Annotated in this window: 13 protein-coding genes and 1 pseudogene; 7 read left to right on the top strand and 7 right to left on the bottom strand. The window is 70.9% G+C overall.

The window, feature by feature from the left end:
• The first annotated feature begins 396 nt into the window (after positions 1–396).
• On the top strand, positions 397–849 hold the full coding sequence (locus tag OG963_RS07170; protein WP_051878431.1) for an FxLYD domain-containing protein: 453 nt from the start codon (positions 397–399) through the stop codon (positions 847–849).
• A gap of 103 nt (positions 850–952) precedes the next feature.
• Here OG963_RS07170 and OG963_RS07165 read toward each other — a convergent pair whose 3' ends face one another.
• The 3 genes and pseudogenes from OG963_RS07165 to OG963_RS07155 all read right to left on the bottom strand — a co-directional run.
• On the bottom strand, positions 953–1,762 hold the full coding sequence (locus OG963_RS07165) for an inositol monophosphatase family protein (protein WP_093929140.1): 810 nt from the start codon (positions 1,760–1,762) through the stop codon (positions 953–955).
• Positions 1,763–1,920: 158 nt separating this feature from the next.
• Positions 1,921–5,754 (bottom strand): S8 family serine peptidase, encoded by a 3,834-nt coding sequence (locus tag OG963_RS07160; RefSeq protein ID WP_371798663.1) that lies wholly within the window; start codon positions 5,752–5,754, stop codon positions 1,921–1,923.
• A gap of 155 nt (positions 5,755–5,909) precedes the next feature.
• Positions 5,910–6,341 (bottom strand): annotated as a pseudogene (locus tag OG963_RS07155) (DUF1295 domain-containing protein); the annotation flags it as partial.
• A 188-nt stretch (positions 6,342–6,529) separates the two neighbouring features.
• Between OG963_RS07155 and OG963_RS07150 the strand changes: the two are divergent.
• Both OG963_RS07150 and OG963_RS07145 read left to right on the top strand, forming a co-directional pair.
• Positions 6,530–7,018 carry a MarR family winged helix-turn-helix transcriptional regulator gene (locus tag OG963_RS07150; RefSeq protein WP_093770321.1) on the top strand — a complete coding sequence of 163 codons (489 nt, stop codon included), beginning with the start codon at positions 6,530–6,532 and terminating at the stop codon, positions 7,016–7,018.
• A gap of 254 nt (positions 7,019–7,272) precedes the next feature.
• A complete protein-coding gene (locus OG963_RS07145; RefSeq protein WP_093929139.1) occupies positions 7,273–9,396 on the top strand; it encodes an MMPL family transporter in 2,124 nt (707 codons plus the stop codon).
• Between the two features lie 181 nt (positions 9,397–9,577).
• On the opposite strand, the gene OG963_RS07140 is transcribed toward OG963_RS07145, so the two are convergent.
• Together OG963_RS07140 and OG963_RS07135 are read right to left on the bottom strand one after the other, a co-directional pair.
• Positions 9,578–10,309 carry a flavodoxin family protein gene (locus OG963_RS07140; protein ID WP_093770325.1) on the bottom strand — a complete coding sequence of 244 codons (732 nt, stop codon included), beginning with the start codon at positions 10,307–10,309 and terminating at the stop codon, positions 9,578–9,580.
• A 319-nt stretch (positions 10,310–10,628) separates the two neighbouring features.
• Positions 10,629–11,084: an SRPBCC family protein gene (locus OG963_RS07135; protein WP_093770327.1), complete on the bottom strand. Its 456-nt coding sequence runs from the start codon at positions 11,082–11,084 to the stop codon at positions 10,629–10,631.
• A 340-nt stretch (positions 11,085–11,424) separates the two neighbouring features.
• On the opposite strand from OG963_RS07135, the gene OG963_RS07130 reads away from it, so the two are divergent.
• Genes OG963_RS07130 through OG963_RS07120 form a run of 3 tightly spaced genes read left to right on the top strand, consistent with a single transcriptional unit; the run spans position 11,425 to position 13,726 of the window.
• On the top strand, positions 11,425–12,102 hold the full coding sequence (locus tag OG963_RS07130; RefSeq protein ID WP_093770329.1) for an ABC transporter permease: 678 nt from the start codon (positions 11,425–11,427) through the stop codon (positions 12,100–12,102).
• The gene (locus tag OG963_RS07125) at positions 12,099–12,776 is read left to right on the top strand and encodes an ABC transporter permease (protein WP_371798662.1); all 678 of its coding nucleotides are present in this window, start codon (positions 12,099–12,101) and stop codon (positions 12,774–12,776) included. Before OG963_RS07130 ends, OG963_RS07125 begins: the two co-directional genes overlap by 4 nt.
• A complete protein-coding gene (locus tag OG963_RS07120; protein ID WP_093770333.1) occupies positions 12,773–13,726 on the top strand; it encodes an ABC transporter substrate-binding protein in 954 nt (317 codons plus the stop codon). The genes OG963_RS07125 and OG963_RS07120 overlap by 4 nt, the downstream gene beginning before the upstream one ends.
• 56 nt (positions 13,727–13,782) lie before the next feature.
• On the opposite strand, the gene OG963_RS07115 is transcribed toward OG963_RS07120, so the two are convergent.
• Entirely contained in the window at positions 13,783–14,946 is a 1,164-nt protein-coding gene (locus tag OG963_RS07115) for an ABC transporter ATP-binding protein (RefSeq protein WP_093770335.1), read from the bottom strand.
• Positions 14,947–15,052: 106 nt separating this feature from the next.
• On the opposite strand from OG963_RS07115, the gene OG963_RS07110 reads away from it, so the two are divergent.
• Entirely contained in the window at positions 15,053–16,348 is a 1,296-nt protein-coding gene (locus tag OG963_RS07110; protein ID WP_093772097.1) for an alpha/beta fold hydrolase, read from the top strand.
• Between the two features lie 76 nt (positions 16,349–16,424).
• On the opposite strand, the gene OG963_RS07105 is transcribed toward OG963_RS07110, so the two are convergent.
• Complete coding sequence (locus OG963_RS07105) at positions 16,425–16,997, bottom strand: rhodanese-like domain-containing protein (RefSeq protein WP_030924586.1); 573 nt, start codon at positions 16,995–16,997, stop codon at positions 16,425–16,427.
• Between the last annotated feature and the right edge of the window lie 57 nt (positions 16,998–17,054).

The raw sequence follows: 17,054 nt of genomic DNA, 5'->3' as shown, positions 1-17,054 counted from the left end.
CCTGGGATCGCCAGACCGGCACCGGTCAGTGCGAGTGCGGTCGCCCCGTCGAGCACCGCCCGGCGGGGGTGCGCTCGCGCGAGCCGGGCCTTCTTCACGCCCCACGGCCGCGTCCGGGGCACGACCGAACAGGTCCGTCACGAATCCGGCCCGAGGCAGCCGGAACCTCCGGACAGGCATACCGTGAGCGGACGCAGGACCACGCGCATCCCATGGGGGGATCACATGTCGTACGGCTATCCGCCTCCGCCTCAGCAACCCGGCCAGGAGCCCGGCCGGCAGCCACAGCAACCGCCCCAGTGGGGGCAGCAACCTCCACCGCCGTATCAGCAATGGCCCCAGCAGGGCCCGGGGTGGGGCGCGCCGCCGCCCCGGAAGTCGAATACCGGGCTGATCGTGACGCTGTCGGTGCTCGGCGGGCTGGTGCTGCTCGGCGGCTGTGGTGCGCTGGTGGCAGTCACGGTGAGCCATGCACCGAAGCCCCGGACGCTGCCGATGACCGAGGCACCGCAGGACAAGGCACCTGGGAAGGACGAGTCCTCCGAGGATCCCGCCGTCGAGGAAGGGGGCCCCGAGGCTGATGTGAAGGTCACCAGGTGCGGGGTGGATTCGCTGACCACGTGGCCGGACGCCGTTGTGGAGATCGTGAACCACGGCGACTCGAAGGCGACCTACGTCGTCAACGTGGACTTCGTGGACGATTCCGGTACTCGTCTCGGCAAGGGCTTGGCCGCCACCGACACCCTGGCCGTGGGGCAGAAGGTCACGGAGAAGGCGCAGGGCCTCGTGAAGGTACCGGGCAAGGTGACGTGCAAGGTGTCGAAGGTGACGCGTTACCCGACGAACTGACGGCATGTCGATGCCCTGTCGCCCGTGGTGGTGGCAGGGCATTCGTGGGATCGGAGGTGACCGCTCCGGCTCGGCTGCAACTCCGGCCACGCCTGTGACGAGGTCAGGTGCGGTTCCCGCGTCCGCTGCGGATCATCGACATGAGCAGCCCGTGGGTGTCGGCGTCGGCGGCCACGACGAGCCCGCGGCCCGCCTGTCCGATCGGGGTGCCGTCGATCCCGGAGACGACGCAGCCGGCGGCCCGGCACAAGGCGATGCCCGCGGCGAAATGCACGCTCCCGGACAGGTCGCCGCCATCGGTGACATACGCGGCGCGCTTGCCGGCGGCGACCCAGGCCAATGCCAGCGTCGTGGACACGACCCGTGGCCGGAACCGCTCGACGAACCCGGGATGGGCCAGCAGGTCCACGGCCCGGAACCCCGGCGCACCCGGGAACGGCGGATCCAGGTTGACGTCCACCAGCTGGGTGGCGGGCGTGGGCGTCAGCCCCGCGTCCGCCCCGTCCCGCCGCACCCGGGCGGTCTCACCGTCGGTGAAGAAGACCTCGCCGCTGAACGGGTCGGCCACCGCCGCCGCCCCGTCGCGCAGCGCCACGTTGACGGCCACCAGCATGTTGCCGACGGCGTAGTTCAGCGTGCCGCACAGGGGATCCACCAACCACTGGCGCACCGCGTCGGAAGCACCCTGCTGCCCGCCCTCCTCGCCGAGCACCGCGTCATCGGGCCGGGCGGCACGGATGACGCCGAGAATCGCCTCCTCGGCCTCCACATCGGCGGCGGTGGCGAAGTCCCCGGCTCCCTTGTCGATGCGGGTGAGCCGCCGGCCGTACATGTGGTGCACCACGTTCGCGCCGGCACGTGCTGCGGCTATCGCAACCCCGGCATCGTCAAGTCCCGCATATGAGTTGATCACGTCCCGAAGACTATGGGCACGAGGCCGTCCCCGTCGGTCGGACCGGCATCGTCGCGAGGAACGGCGACACGGACACGGCACGGCGGGTGCCAGGGCTCACACCCCCTGGCACCCGCCGCGATTCAGCCGGGTAGTTCCGCGCTACCGTTCGTTGCGCCTCATGCGGTGCCGCGCTGCAGGTACGCGCGGTCCACCGTCTGCCGCACGGTGTTGCCGGCCGCGTCCTTCGCGGTCACGCGCAGCGTCACGTAGGCGTCGCCGTGCACCCGGGCCGGCCGCTCCACGACGGCGGTGAAGCCGCTGCCCTTGCGGGCCGTGGTGGCAGTGGTCCAGGTCCGCCCGTCGTCGTAGGACGTCTCGACCTTCAGCGTCACGCCACGCGGCGCCGCCATGCCGTCCTGCATCCGGACGTCCAGGCCGAGAGTGTGCTTGCGCTGCGAGCCCACCGCATTCCGGGCGTCGACCGGCACGGTGTAGTCGACCTGGAGCATCGGCAGCAGGGCCGTGTCGGCCGCGGTGTCGGAACGGAACGTCCACGACGTTCGCGTGCCGGTGCCGAAGCGCCAGTCGTCCGAGGTGCGGGCGGTCGTCAGGTCCATCCGGTATTCGGCGTCGCCCGTGGGCACCTCGAAGTTGCCCCACGCGCCCTGGTCGGACTCGGCGATCCGCTTTCCGTTCCGGTACAGCGCCGCCGTGGCCGTGTCGCTCACCGCGGCCGCCGTGACGCCGGTGCCGACGCCGCCACCGAAGCTGTCGGCCTCCGCGAACGACCAGTGGCCGGCGCCGGAGTCGTTGAACTCCGGCACGTACACCGACAGGGTGTCGCCGTTGCGCACCGATGGCAGGTGCCCACCACGCGGGATCGACGGGCGGACCACCGCTCCGAACCAGCGTTCCGTGGCGCGCTGGCCCGGCCGGTAGGTGCGCGTGTCGTCGTGCATGCCGGCCGCCAGCGGGAAGTCGGGCACGTCGATGACGTTGTGGTGCACGACGTGCTTCCACAGCGTGTCACCGCCGGTCACGTACTCGATGCGTTCCTGTCCTGCCGGAACGTAGCGCGTGTACTGGTTCCACGCGGTGTCCTGGTAGGGCCGCCATCCGAAACGCTGCTCGCTCGCCCAGGACGAGGCACCGGTGCGGGTGTACGTGCTGCGGACCACCGCGCTCTCGCGCTCGGAGACGGTGTACACCAGCCGCTTGGGGACGGAGCCCTTGGACACCTGCATCACGTCGTACAGGTACGGGCTGCGGACCGTGCCGGAGAACTCCACCGTCGTGGTCCGCTGCGTGGCGCGCTTGAGCAGCGCGGTGCCTTCCGCCGTGCCGGCGCGCATGGTGGGCACGGCCATCCGGTCACCGGTCGGGCTCCACCGCGTCCAGGGGTAGAAGCCTTCCTCCACGACCAGCATCAGTGCCTTGGCCCCGGCGTCCGCCGCGGCCTGCGCGAGTGCCCGGTCGTCGGAGAAGTCCCAGCGGACGACGGCCAGCTTGCCGCGTACGTGTGCGGCGCGAAGCTCGGCGCTCGTGCCCTTGCCGGCGTCCACGGCGGTCAGCCGTGCTCCCTTGTCGCTGAAGGCCGGGGAGGTGTTCACGTAGTACGGGCTGAAGTTCAGCGACGTACCGGACACCTTCGCCTGCAGCTGCGGGGCCACCATCTGCCAGCGAGAGGAGAACTCGAAGTCGCCGTCGGTGACCTTGGCGGTGGGGCTGACGTAGATCCGCTTGGCGATGTCGAAGAACATCACGCCCTGGATCAGGCCGTTGCCGTCGATCTTCCGGTACGTCTGGTAGCTGAGCACACCGCGCTGCTCGGCCGGGCGGGGCGTGCGGATCTGCACCGGGGTGGTGTCGGCGGCGTTGAGCGTCACCGACATGTCCTTGGTGACCTTCACCTCCGGGTTGACCACCTCGCGCAACTCCTGGCCGTCGGCCGCCCGGTCCAGCGTGCCGAAGCTGAGCTGGTAGGTGCCCTCCTCCACTTCGGCGACGGCCGGCTCCAGGCTCGTGTAGTTCACGAAGCCGTCCGCCCCCCAGATCACCGGAGCCGCGCCCTCGATGACCTTGCCGTCGCGGTCGCGGGCGACCACGGTGAGCTTGTGCACCGGGGCGTGCACGTTCAGGGCCGCAGTGGTGTGCGCGAGCACGGTGCCGTCGGCAGCTGTGGCGGTGACGTAGCCGTAGTACTTGCCGCGGACGGCGTGCGCCGCGTCGGTGCGCAGCGGCACTTCGGCCGTGGCGCCGGCGGCCAGCCGCACCGTGTCGGAGCCGAGGGTGACCACGCCGCCGGCGAGGGCGCGCCCGGTGTTGGTGGCCAGGCCGGCAGCCAGGGAGAGCGTCACCGGCTTGTCGCCGGTGTTGGTGTAGCGGACGGTGGCCGCCTGCTGCTTCCCGCTGTCGTCCGTGTGGATCGGGGCGAGGGTGACGCTGCCGGTGGCCGTCACGGGGCCCATGGCCGTGGCCAGGTCGATGCGGCCGCCGCCCTGCTCGGTCACCTTGGTGCCGGGCACCGTGTGCGAGGTGCTGATCAACGCGTCCTTGAGCTGCTGGGCGCCCCAGTCGGGGTGCTGCTGGGCCAGGAGCGCCGCGGCGCCGGCGACATGCGGGGTCGCCATCGAAGTGCCGGACGCGGAGGTGTAGTTGGCATCCACCGGGTCGCCCATGGTGGTGCCGGAGGCGCGGGCGGCGACGATACCGACGCCGGGGGCGGTCACGTCGGGCTTGACCGCCGCGTCGCCCAGGCGCGGGCCGCGGCTGGAGAAGGAGGCGAGGGAGTCGTCGCGGTCGACGGCTCCGACGGTCAGGGCGGCGTCGGCCGCGCCCGGCGAGCCGACCGTGGACGGGCCCGGGCCGGCGTTGCCCGCCGCGACGACGAAGAGCGTGTCGGTCGACGCGGTCAGGGTGTTGACGGCCTGGCTCATCGGGTCGGTGCCATCGGTCTCGGCGTCCGAACCGAGGCTCATGTTGACGACCTTGGCGTGCTGGGAGGCAGCCCACTCCATGCCGTCGATGACGGACGACTCCGAGCCGTAGCCGTCGTCGCCCAGTACCTTGCCGATCAGCAGGTCGGCGTGGGGAGCGACACCGCGCCGGGTGCCCGAGGAGGCGGCGCCCGTGCCACCGACGGTCGCGGCGACGTGCGTGCCGTGTCCGAAGTGGTCGTCCGTGCTCGGGCTGCCGGAGAAGTCCTTCGCCTCCGCGACGCGGCCGGCCAGGTCGGGGTGGTTCGCGTCGACGCCGGTGTCCAGCACGGCCACCTTCACGCCCTGGCCCTCGTAGCCGGCCTTCCAGGCGGCGGGCGCGTTGATCTGCGCGGTGCTGCGGTCCAGTACGGCCTTCACCTTGCCGTCCAGCGCGATCCGCGGAGCGACCGCGGCACGGGCGGCGTCCGACTTTCCGCCGGGGTTCAGCGTCTTCCAGAAGCGGCCCAGGTCGTCGTCGGCGACGCGCAGCGACCGGGCGTCGAGGCTCTCCAGCGTACGGGCGGGCGTCGCGGCCGACTTGAACGCCACCAGCCGGTCAGCGGTCGCCGCGGCGGCCTTCGCCGCCTGCGAGCTGACTCTGGCCCCGACCCGTGACGGCGCCGAGGAGACGATCAGCGGAAGCGTGGAGGTGTGGGCCTCGTCGTAGCCGTCGGCGATCAGGGCCGTCACATCGAAGAGGCGGCGGTCCAGGGTGCCGGCGGACACCAACGCCTCTGCGTCGAACGGCAGCACGGTCAGTGCCTTGTCGTCCCCCTCCAGCGTCCGGAAGGGGACACGCTCGCGTCCGGGTCCGGGCTGCACCGACGCGGTGTGCCGTCCGCCGGGCAACGACGTCACGGTCACCCGGTCGCCGGTCACCAGTCGCACGGTCGCGGAGCGAGCCCCCGGCTTGGCGGCGGGACGAGTGGCGGGACCGGTGGCTGCCTCTTCCGTGGACGCGGCAGCCGGCACGCCTCCGGCAACCAGCAACAGCCCTGCCGATATCGCCCCCGTCAGGCGGATCCATTTCATCAGCGAAAACCCTTTCGTACAGCTGGGGGTCACAACCTGTTCGAAAGAATCCACTGATGAAGGTGACGTGTCGCCGGCCTCACGTGTCACAACTGCGACATGTCCCAACGGCGACATCCGCCACCGCGGCTCGAAGGGTCAGCCGGCACGGGCCGTCACGGGGGCTCGGGCCGGGGCGGGCGTCGGCGTGGTGGGCGGGGTAGGAAGCCGCTCGTGCGGGCCTTGTAGGCCGCGTATCCCGGACGCTGCATCATGTGGGCTTCCAGAAGTCGTTTCCCGCTTCCCCAGATGAGCAGGACGCTCATCAACAGGGGCGGGACGAGGGTGAGGGCCGCGGTCTGCCGGCTCGGGCACGCGGTCGGGTACAGCCCCCACCAGACGAGGAAGTCGCCGAAGTAGTTGGGGTGCCGGGTCCAGCTCCACAGGCCCTGGTCCATGATCCGTCCCCGGTTGGCGGGGTCGGACTTGAAGCGGGCGAGCTGGTGGTCGCCCACGGCCTCGAAGGCCAGTCCCGCCGCCCACAGGACGAGGCCGAGGACCAGCAGGGCGTCCACGCCTTGGGGCAGGTACGCCGCTGCCTGGACGGGGCCCGTCCGGATGGGTGCGTGTTCCACGGGCGGAGACCCGCCGCCGAAATCCACCGGGGTCGGCTGTCGGACACACCCGTTCCAGGGCACGGACGGTTGCGTCGGACATCTCGGTCCAACTCATGGACCGGCAGTGCGGCCGCCGGGACCTGGAAGGGACCGACGTGTCGCTTCTATAGGCTGATCGTGTGGCCAGTACTGACGACCAAGAGACCGGGGCCCCGAACGTGGCGCCGGGCGACCTCCAGCATTTCGCTGTCGCGCTGCGCCGTACGCATGGGGAGATCACCAGGCTGGTCCACGGCTTCGCCCTCGCGCAGGGCCTGCATCCGACCGACGTGCAGGCGCTCGGCGTCGTCCTGGACAGCCCGGAACCGCTGACGCCCGGGCGGCTGCGGGAGCACCTGGGACTGACATCGGGGGCGGTCACGGCTTGTCTCGACCGCCTTGAGAAGGCCGGTCATATCCGTAGGTCGCGTGACAGCGTGGACCGCCGGGTGGTCCACGTGCACTACAGGGACGGGGCGCGGGCGGCCGCGCGCCGCTACTTCCGGCCACTGGCGGAGGCGACCGCCCGGGCGACGGACAGCTTCGACGAGCAGGAGCTGGCCACAGCGTTGAGGTTCCTCACCGTGCTGAACGAGGAACTCGGGGCGCTGCGGGTGCCGCGCCGCTGACTTCCCTGCTGCGCGATCACCGGCCATTCCCCACGAGCGCCGAACCGGCGCGCGGAGCAGAGGCGGGGCTCATCGCGAGAGCTATGTGTGACAGGGGCACAGTCCCGGTGCATCCATGGTGCCGTCCTCGGACGAAGGAGTGCCGGAGAAGACGCTGGTGCCCCCGCTCCTCCGTGCGGCGGGACGAGCATGGCACAATTTTCTCTCAATCATTGAGATTATTAATCGTTGTAACAACACACCTCGGAGCCCAGATGCTCAACCGCGCGTCCCGTTGGCGTTTCCTGCTCCCCCTCGCCCTGCTCATCGCCTGGCTCGCCATCGGCGGAGGCCTCGGCCCTTACGCGGGGAAGCTCGGCGAGGTGTCCACCAACGACCAGGCCGCCTTCCTGCCCCGAAGCGCCGAATCCACCCGTGTCATCGACGAACAGAAGGCCTTCCGCCAGTCGGAGACGGTGCCCGCGCTCGTCGTGTGGACCGCCCGCGACGGCGAAACCCTGGACGCCGGCCTCCAGGACCGGGCGACCCGGGCCATGACAGGCCTTGCGGGCGAACCGGGCATCGTGGGCACGCCTTCCCCCGCACTGGCCGCCGAGGACGGCAAGGCCCTCCGGTCCGTGGTCCAACTCCGACCGGACCTCGGAGAGGCGGTTCCCGACACGCTCGACACGATCCGCGACCGTGCTCAGGCGGTCCCGGGCACCACCGTGTGGCTCTCCGGCCCCGCCGCGACGCAGGCCGACCTCTCGGGCGCGTTCGCCGGCATCGACGGGCTCCTGCTCGGCGTCGCCCTGGTGACGGTGCTGCTGATCCTTCTCGTCGTCTACCGCAGCGTGCTCCTGCCCCTGATGATCATCCTGGGAGCCGTCTTCGCCCTGGGGCTGGCCTGCGCCGTCGTCTACATGCTCGCGTATGCCGACGTCGTACGGGTGGACGGACAGGTGCAGGGCATCCTCTCCATCCTGGTCATCGGAGCCGCCACCGACTATGCCCTGCTCCTGGCCGCCCGCTATCGCGAGGAGTTGAGCGCGCCCGGCGCGGAGCGCCACAGCGCCATGCGGGCGGCTCTGCGCCGTTCCTTCGGCCCGATCGTCGCCAGCGCTGCCACCGTGGCCCTCGGCCTGATCGCCCTGCTCGTGAGCGACCTGTCGAACAACCGGGCGCTCGGTCCGGTCGGAGCCATCGGCATCGCCTGCGCCGTGCTCAGCACGCTGACCTTCCTGCCGGCGGCTCTGGTGCTGACGGGCCGCGCCACCTACTGGCCCGCCCGGCCCAAAGCCGACGGGGCAGGGGGCGGCAGCCAGGGGATCTGGCGCCGGGTCGCCGCGCTGGTGGACCGCGCCCCCCGAAGGGTGTGGGCGGCCACGCTTGCAGGTCTCCTCGCCTGTGCCGCGTTCGCCCCCGGCCTGAGCTCCGGGGGCGTGCCGATTGAGGAGATCTTCGTCAACGACGTGCCGTCAGTCGCCGCGCAGGAGACGCTTGGACGCCACTTCCCCGGCGGCGCCGGTAACCCCGCCGTGATCATCGCCGACGCGCGGGCAGCCGACGGGGTGGCCGAGGCCGCCGCACGGGTCGAGGGGGTCGATTCGGCCTTGCCGGTAGACGCCGCAGGCCGCCCCGCGCCCGGATCCGCCCCTGCGGTCGACGGCCGGGTACGGATCGACGCCACGCTGAGCGCCCCCGCCGACAGCGACGCCGCCAAGGCCGCCGTCGTCCGGCTGCGTACCGCCGTACACGCCGTGCCGGGCGCCAACGCGCTCGTCGGCGGCTTCACCGCGCAGCGCTACGACGTCCAGCGCACCGCCGAGCGTGACCGTACGCTCATCGTTCCGGTGGTCCTCGCGATCATCCTGCTCATCCTCGTGGCACTGCTGCGTTCCCTGGTCCTTCCGCTGCTGCTGGTCACAACAGTGGCGCTCAACTTCGCGGCCACCCTAGGCATCGCCTCGCTCGCGTTCGAGCACGTCTTCGGATTCACGGGCACCGACGCGTCGGTGCCCCTCTACGGATTCGTCTTCCTGGTGGCGCTCGGCGTCGACTACAACATCTTTCTGATGTCACGGGTGAGGGAGGAGTCCCTGCGGCACGGCGTGCGCGAGGGTGTCCTGATCGGACTCACCACCACGGGTGGCGTCATCACCTCGGCCGGAGTGGTGCTTGCAGCGACCTTCGCCGCCCTCGGGGTGATCCCCCTGGCATTCCTGGTCCAGATCGCGTTCATCGTCGCTGTCGGGGTGCTCCTGGACACCCTGGTCGTGCGCTCCTTCCTGGTGCCGGCGCTGGTCCGGGACCTGGGTCGGCGGGCTTGGTGGCCAGGGGGTCTGAGCCGTGCCTCCCTGCGGGAGGAGGCAGTTGACGCGGCGCCGTCCAGAGTGTGACGTGACGGGCGCCGACGGGGACCGGCCTGTCGGCGCCGCGCTCCGGACGGTTCGCGTGCCCGCCGATCGCACGAGGGTCAACGATGGAGCATCCGTTCGGTGGCGGTCGTCGCTCCGCCTCCCGTGCGGACCACTGCACGGGCTTCCCGGATCGACCCGATCGGGGTTCCGGCTCCTGATGTCAGCGGTGTTCGGGGTTCTCGAAGTCGAAGCGGCAGCCGGCGTCCCACTCCGAGCGCTGGTTCCCGTGCGCCGGAATGCCACCCGCGTCCTTGAGCAGCCGCGCCAGGTGCAGCAGGTTCCACGTCATGAACGTGGTGTTCCGGTTGGTGAAGTCGTTCTCCGGGCCGCCCGATCCCTTGTCCAGGTACGACGGTCCCGGACCTGCTTCTCCCACCCAGCCGGCGTCCGCCTGCGGCGGCACCGTGTACCCGAGGTGCTGCAGGCTGTAGAGCAGGTTCATGGCGCAGTGCTTCGCACCGTCCTCGTTACCCGTGATCAGACAGCCCCCGACCCGCCCGTAGTACGCGTACTGGCCTGCCTCGTTCAGAATTGACGAGCACGCGTACAACCGCTCGATCACCCGCTTCATGACCGACGAGTTGTCTCCGAGCCAGATCGGCCCGCACAGCACCAGGATGTCGGAGGCCATCACTCTCTCGTACAGCTCGGGCCAGGCGTCGGTCTCCCAGCCGTGCTCCCTCATGTCCGGCCACACGCCGGTGGCGATCTCGTGGTCGATGGCCCGGACCACCTCGGTGGTGACGCCGCGCCCCTCCATCACCGCGCGGCTCCGGTCGATCAGTCCCTCGGTGTTGCTGACTTCGGGCGAGCGCTTGAGCGTGCAGTTGAGGTAGATGGCGCGCAGACCGTCGAAGCGGTATGCGTCATCGGTAGGGCCGGGTGGCACCATGCGGGACTCCTGTGCAGGTACGGAGAACGTGAGACGTGACCCGGTCTACCGTCACCTACGGGCTTCCCCGGCCAAAGGCGCGCGGGCGCCCCCCATACGCAGCAGGCGCACGAGGGTCGGGCACGGACAGGCATTGCGTATGCCCGCCGTGGGTGGGCGCGGCTCATGGGGCCGGTCGGCCCGTCGTCCGGCCCCGGCCGTCCTCGCCCCCGCCATGGTGATCCGTACTTCTACGGTGGTCGTGGGGCTCGTCGGCCGGCCCGTGGTCGCGATACGCCGCAGGAGGTGAACGAGCCCGACGGGGCGGGTCACCGCTGGCTCAGCGGGCGATCGCAGCCTCGGCCGCCGCCTTGATCCGCTGTCCGAACGCGGGGGCGTCCTTGCGCGCGGCACCGGCGGCGAAGCCCACCAGGAGCTTGCCGATGCCGTGGCCCTCCAGGACGTTGAAGATCCGCACCTTGGTCGTCCCGTCGGCTGTGGCCTCGAGGTCGTAGCCGCCTTCCGCGGCGGTGACCAGGTTCTTCGAGAGCTCCTCCCAGCGGATGCGGGTGGGCGTCGCCAGTTCCTTGATCCGGAACTCCCGCCGGGTCTTCATACCGGCGTCCTTGACCGTGCTCCGGAACACCGTTCCCACTGCCGTCGGCCCGGCCGGTGACTTCTCGATCCTCATCACACGTGGACTGAACTCAGGGTCGTGCTCGCCGTCGGCGAGATAAGCGAAGACTTCGGCGATGGGCCGGTCGATCTCGACCGTAGCCTCGAACTGAGTGGCCATGACTTCTCCTCGTCACCCTGATCAGGGGTGCTCGGGCTGCGGGGGCGGTCCGCGAACGCAGGCCCGCGAAAGGCGCGGGACGGCGATCATAAGTCCGCCAGGGGCGGGCGGCATGGCGAACGACATACAGCGCTGCTGCCGGTCACCCCGGGCAGCAGGGGGCAGGCGCCGAAGGCGCCCGGGCACGTCGCTGCCCCGTCGGCCGCGGCGGTACCCGGAACAGCCCGCGGGACGGTCCGATGGCATGCGTCGCAGCGGGCGTCCGCTCCGGCCGGCCGCGCGGCCCCCGAACAGCCGATCAAGGCGCGCGGCACCCGCCTCGCCGCGTTCCAATGAACACGTGACCGCGCCACCCGACGACTGCCTCGCGCGCAACGACTGGCTCTGCGGGTCCTATCTGACGAGCCGTCGCGAGATCCTCCAGGACGCCGTCATCCAGCATCTCCAGCTGACCGCGGTCTCCGTGTCCGTCGGACTGCTCGTCGCCGTCCCGCTCGCTCTCGCCGCCCGGCGCTGGCGGTGGGCGGCCGGACCCGTGCTCGGCGTGACGACCATCCTCTACGCCGTGCCGTCGCTCGCCATGTTCTCGCTGCTGCTCCCGGTCTACGGACTCTCCGCCTCGCTCGTCGTCGCGGGGCTCGTGCTCTACTCGCTCACCCTGCTGGTTCGGAACATCCTCGCCGGACTGCGCGCTGTGCCCGAGGAGACCCGGCAGGCCGCCCGCGGCATGGGTTACGGTCCCATCCGTCTGCTCGTCGCAGTGGAGCTGCCACTCGCCCTCCCCACCGCCATGGCCGGGCTGCGGATCGCGACCGTCTCGGCGGTCTCCCTTGTGACCGTCGGCGCGATCGTCGGGTACGGCGGGCTGGGCAATCTCATCTACTCCGGGATGAACACCCACTTCAAGGCCCAGGTGCTCACCGCATCCGTTCTCTGCGTCGTCATCGCCGTCTGCGCCGACCTGCTGCTGCTCGGCGTCCAGCGGCTGCTGACCTCGTGGACCCGGGGGCAGTTGTGAAGAACCTCTCCGACACCTGGACCTGGCTCAACGGCGCCACCCACTGGTCGGGCGACAACGGCATCTGGCACCGTCTCGAACAGCATCTGTTCCTCACCGTCGGCTGTCTGCTGATCAGTTGTCTGATCGCACTGCCGGTGGCCGTGGCCCTCGGCCATCTCGGCAAGGGCGGCGCCTTCGCCGTCAACATCTCCAACGTCGGGCGGGCCGTCCCCACCTTCGCCGTGCTCGTTCTGCTGCTCCTCACCCCGATCGGCAGGTACGGGGAGGGGCCGACCGTCGTCGCCCTGGTGCTCTTCGCCGTCCCGCCGCTGCTCACCAACGCGTACGTGGGGATGCGGGAGGTCGACCGCGATGTCGTGGAGGCCGCCCGCGGCATGGGCATGACGGGCAGGCAGCTGCTGGTACACGTCGAGGTGCCGCTCGCTCTGCCGCTCATCCTGACCGGCGTACGGATCGCCGCGGTCCAGCTCGTCGCCACGGCCACCCTTGCCGCGCTGGCGGGCGGCGGGGGTCTCGGCCGGATCATCACCGCGGGCTTCGACCTCGCCTCCACGCCACAGGTGGTCGCAGGAGCGATCCTCGTCGCCGTCTTCGCTCTGATCGTCGAAGGAGCTTTCGAGATCGGGCAGCGGTTCGCCCCCGCCTGGGTGCGCGGCGAGGACCCCGGATGAAGGCCTGCCGGACCGTACCCGTAATCCTGACGTTGCTGCTCGCGGGGACCGCGTGCGCCACCGGGCCCGCCCTGGAGAACCAGCGAGACATCACCGGCCCGCCGGGTGACAGCAAACACCTCACCATCGGTTCCGCGGGCTTCACCGAGAGCGATCTGCTCGCCCGGATGTACGCACTGCTGCTCGACCGGGCCGGATACTCCACGGAGGTCATCTCCGTCACCGAACGGGAGATCTACGAACCGGCGCTGGAGACCGGCCGGATCGACGTCGTACCGGAGTACGCCGCAACCTTCGCCGACTGGCTGAACACCGAGAAGAACGGCGCCGACGCCACCCCTGTCGGCTCGCCCGACCGCGACACCACCATAAAGGCCCTGCGCGCACTGGTCGCCCCCCGCGGCCTCACCGTCCTGGACCCGGGACGCGCCGTCGCCCAGCACGCGTTCGCCGTCGCCGCCCCGTACGCGGCGCGGCACCGACTGAAGACGCTCAGCGACCTCGGTAGGTCCGGGCTTCCGGTGCGGCTCGCCGCGGGCGACGAATGCGTACAACGGCCGTACTGCGCAGCCGGGCTGAAGAAGACGTACGGCATCGACATCACCGCCGTCGACCCCAAGGGTGTCGGCACCACCCAGGCCAAACAGGCTGTGCAGAGCGGTCGGGACCAGATGGTTCTTACCACCACCACCGACGCCACCCTCGACAACTTCGGGCTCGTGCTGCTCGCCGACGACAGACACCTTCAGAACGCCGACCACCTCGTCCCCGTCGTCAGTCGGTCGCAGGCCGGCAGCGTCGGGGTACGCGACGCACTGGACGGGCTCAACACTGTGCTGACCACCTCCGACCTGGCCGGCATGAACGAACAGGTGGACAGCTGGCGACGGCTGCCCGAGGACGTCGCACGGAACTACCTCGAGTCCAAAACGCTTCTGCTGGGTGGCTGAAGCTTCGGGGGAGCGGTGGCAGGCCGCCGCGCACGGACCGGGGCGGCTCCTGCCTTCTACGCGCCTGCCACCGCGTCGAACCGCACCTCGACGCGTCCCACTCCTCGCGCGTCCGCGTCCACCGACCGACGCAGCGCCTCGTGGAGCTTCGCCGGAGTCAGTACGCCGAGAAAACGTGCACCGTCCAGCACCGCCACCCACCCGGCGTCCTGCTGGAGCATCTCGCTGAACGCCTGCTTCAGCGAGGCGCCGACCGGTACCCACGCGTCCATCCGACGGGCCAGGCCACCGACCGTGCCGTGTTCCCCGGCGGTCCGCAGCGCGTCCGCGGACACCCAGCCGCGCAGTTCGCCCTCGCCGTTCAGCACGACCGCCCAGCGGGCGTCCGCGCCGTTCAGCCGGGCCGCCGCCGTCCGGGCGGGTTCGTCGAACCGCGCGACCGGCGGTTCCTCCAGGTGGTCCGGCTCGACCGTGGTGACCGACAGCTGCTTCAGCCCCCGGTCCGCACCGACGAACCGGGCCACGTACGGAGTCGCGGGCGCGCCGAGCACGGCCGCCGGGCTGTCGAACTGCTCGATGTGCCCCGCTCCGTACACCGCGATCCGGTCGCCCATCCGGACCGCCTCCTCGATGTCATGGGTCACCATCAGGACCGTCTTCCGGACAGTCGCCTGCAGGCTCAGGAACTCGTCCTGCAGCCGCTCGCGCACCATAGGGTCGACCGCGCCGAACGGTTCGTCCATCAGCAGGACCGGCGGATCGGCGGCCAGCGCCCGTGCGACGCCGACCCGCCGGCGCTGGCCGCCGGAGAGCTGGGCGGGGTATCGGGGCCCGTACGTCTTCGGGTCCAGTCCCACCAGATCCAGCAGTTCGGCCGCCCGCTCCCGCGCCCTCGTCCGCTTCCAGCCGACCAACGACGGGACGGTCGCCGTGTTGTCGAGGACGGTGCGGTGCGGGAAGAGCCCGACCCGCTGGATGACATAGCCGATCCGGCGGCGCAGCTTCACCGGGTCGACCTGTGCGATGTCCTCGCCGGCAACCAGGATTCTGCCCGAGGTCGGCTCGATCAGCCGGTTCACCATCATCATCGTGGTCGTCTTGCCGCAGCCGGACGGTCCGACCAGCGCGACGAGCTCCCCCTCGCCCACCTCGAAGGACAGCTCGTCGACCAACGTCGTACCGTCCGGACAGACCTTGCTGACCTGCTCGAACCGGATCATGACTGCACGCTAGGAGCGCGCCGTGCACGGCGCACACGGGCCGGGACCGTCCGAGTCACTGCCGTGTGCTGAACTGTCCGTGAAACATCTGATACAGGAGCATCTCTTGAGCAGTTACCGGCAGCCCGGCGTCGTTCTCACCGACCGTCATTTCACGGTTCCTCTCGATCACACCGATCCGGGCGGTGAGCAGATCGAGCTCTTCGGCCGGGAAGCCGTCGCCCGAGGCAAGGCCGACGACGATCTGCCGTGGCTGGTCTATCTGGAGGGCGGACCCGGCTTCGGGGCCCGTCGCTTCGTCGGTACGGAGGCCTGGCTGGGGCGGGCCGTGGAGGAGTTCCGCGTGCTGCTCCTCGACCAGCGCGGGACCGGCCTCTCCTCCCCCGCCAACCGGCAGACGCTGCCGCTGCGTGGCGGCCCGCGCGAACAGGCCGACTATCTCGCGCACTTCCGCTCCGACAACATCGTGCGCGACTGCGAGCTGATCCGGCCGCAGCTGACCGGCGGCGCCCCGTGGACCGTGCTCGGCCAGTCGTTCGGCGGCTTCTGCGCGGTCCGTTACCTGTCGGCCTCCCCCGAGGGGCTCAAGGCTGTCCTGATCACCGGCGGGCTGCCGTCGCTCGATGCCCACGCCGACGACGTGTACCGCGCCGCGTACCCACGGATCGAGCGCAAGGTCGCCGCCCACTACGCCCGCTACCCGCAGGACGTCGAACGCGTCCGCGAGATCGCCGCGTACCTTGCGGAGCACCGTCCGGAGAGCGCCGGACACCGGCTCACGCCCGAGGGGTTCCAGTCCCTGGGCATCATGCTCGGCAGCGGCAACGGCAGCCACCAGCTGCACTACCTGCTGGAGAACGCCTTCGTCCGCACGCCGCTGGGCATCGAGCTCTCCGACACGTTCCAGGAAGCCGTGCGCACGGCCAACTCGTTCGCGGGACACCCTCTGTACGCCCTGATGCACGAGGCGATCTACGGCCGGGGCAAGGAGGCCACCGGCTGGGCCGCCGAGCGGGTCCGCGCCGAATTCCCCCAGTTCGACGTCGCCACCGCCCTGGCGGGCGACGGGCCGGTGCTCCTCACCGGCGAGACCATCCACCCCTGGCACTTCGACGTCGACCCGGCGCTGCGCCCACTGCGCGAGACCGCTGAACTGCTCGCCTCCCGCACCGACTGGCCCGAGCTGTACGACGCCGAGCGCCTCGCCGCCAATCAGGTGCCGGTCGCCGCGGCCGTCTACCACGACGACATGTACGTCGACACGGAGCATGCGCTGCGCACCGCCGCGTCGATCCGCGGACTGCGCACCTGGGTGACGAACGAGTTCGAGCACGACGGCCTGCGCGCCGGGGGACCGCGGGTGCTGGACCGGCTGCTGGCTCTCGTCCGGGGCGACGTCTGACCTGCTTGCTCACGCCAGGAGCCGGTCACGCGGGTGGCGTGACCGGCTCCTGCCGTACGGGCACTTCGGTACCGCTTCAGCTCTGCAGCGCGTCCAGCGTGGCGTCGAAGTCCGTCGCCGAGTGCGGGGCCCGGTTGTGCGGCAGCTTCGAGAGAACGGCGGCCATCCCGCAGGTGTTGGTCACCGCGGAGAAGACCAGACCGGAGCCGACGCCCGCCGACAGCCAGCGTGCGGCCGGGAAGCGTCGGCCCGCGAGCAGACCGGCCACCACGAGCGAACCGGCGGCGAACCGGACCTGACGCTCCATGGGCCAGGTGGCCCGGGCGCCGGCGGGACGGTCCAGGCCGTGGCCCTCGCCCTCCCATGCCGACGTGCCGCCGGACAGCGTGACCGCGTCGATGTCCGCCGCGGCGAGTGCGTCACAGGCGCGGGTGGAACGGACACCGGAGGCGCACACCACGAGCAGGGAGCCGCGGGCCGACGCCGCCTTCAGGGCAGGCAGCGCCTCGTCGAGACGGTCCAGCGGGATGTTCAGCGCGCCCGGCACGTGCCCGGAGGCGTACTCGCCCGGGGCACGAACGTCGATGACGGTGAATTCGGCGATCCGGGCTGCGGCCTGGGTGGGGGAGAGGGAGGCGGGGCTGGTCACGAGGGGAGCTTCCTTTCGTCGCCGGGGCGTACCCCGGACAGGCTAGAATACCCCTTG

It is taken from the genome of Streptomyces sp. NBC_01707 (genome assembly GCF_041438805.1).
Classification (GTDB): domain Bacteria; phylum Actinomycetota; class Actinomycetes; order Streptomycetales; family Streptomycetaceae; genus Streptomyces.
This window is presented reverse-complemented; position numbering and strand designations above follow the sequence as displayed.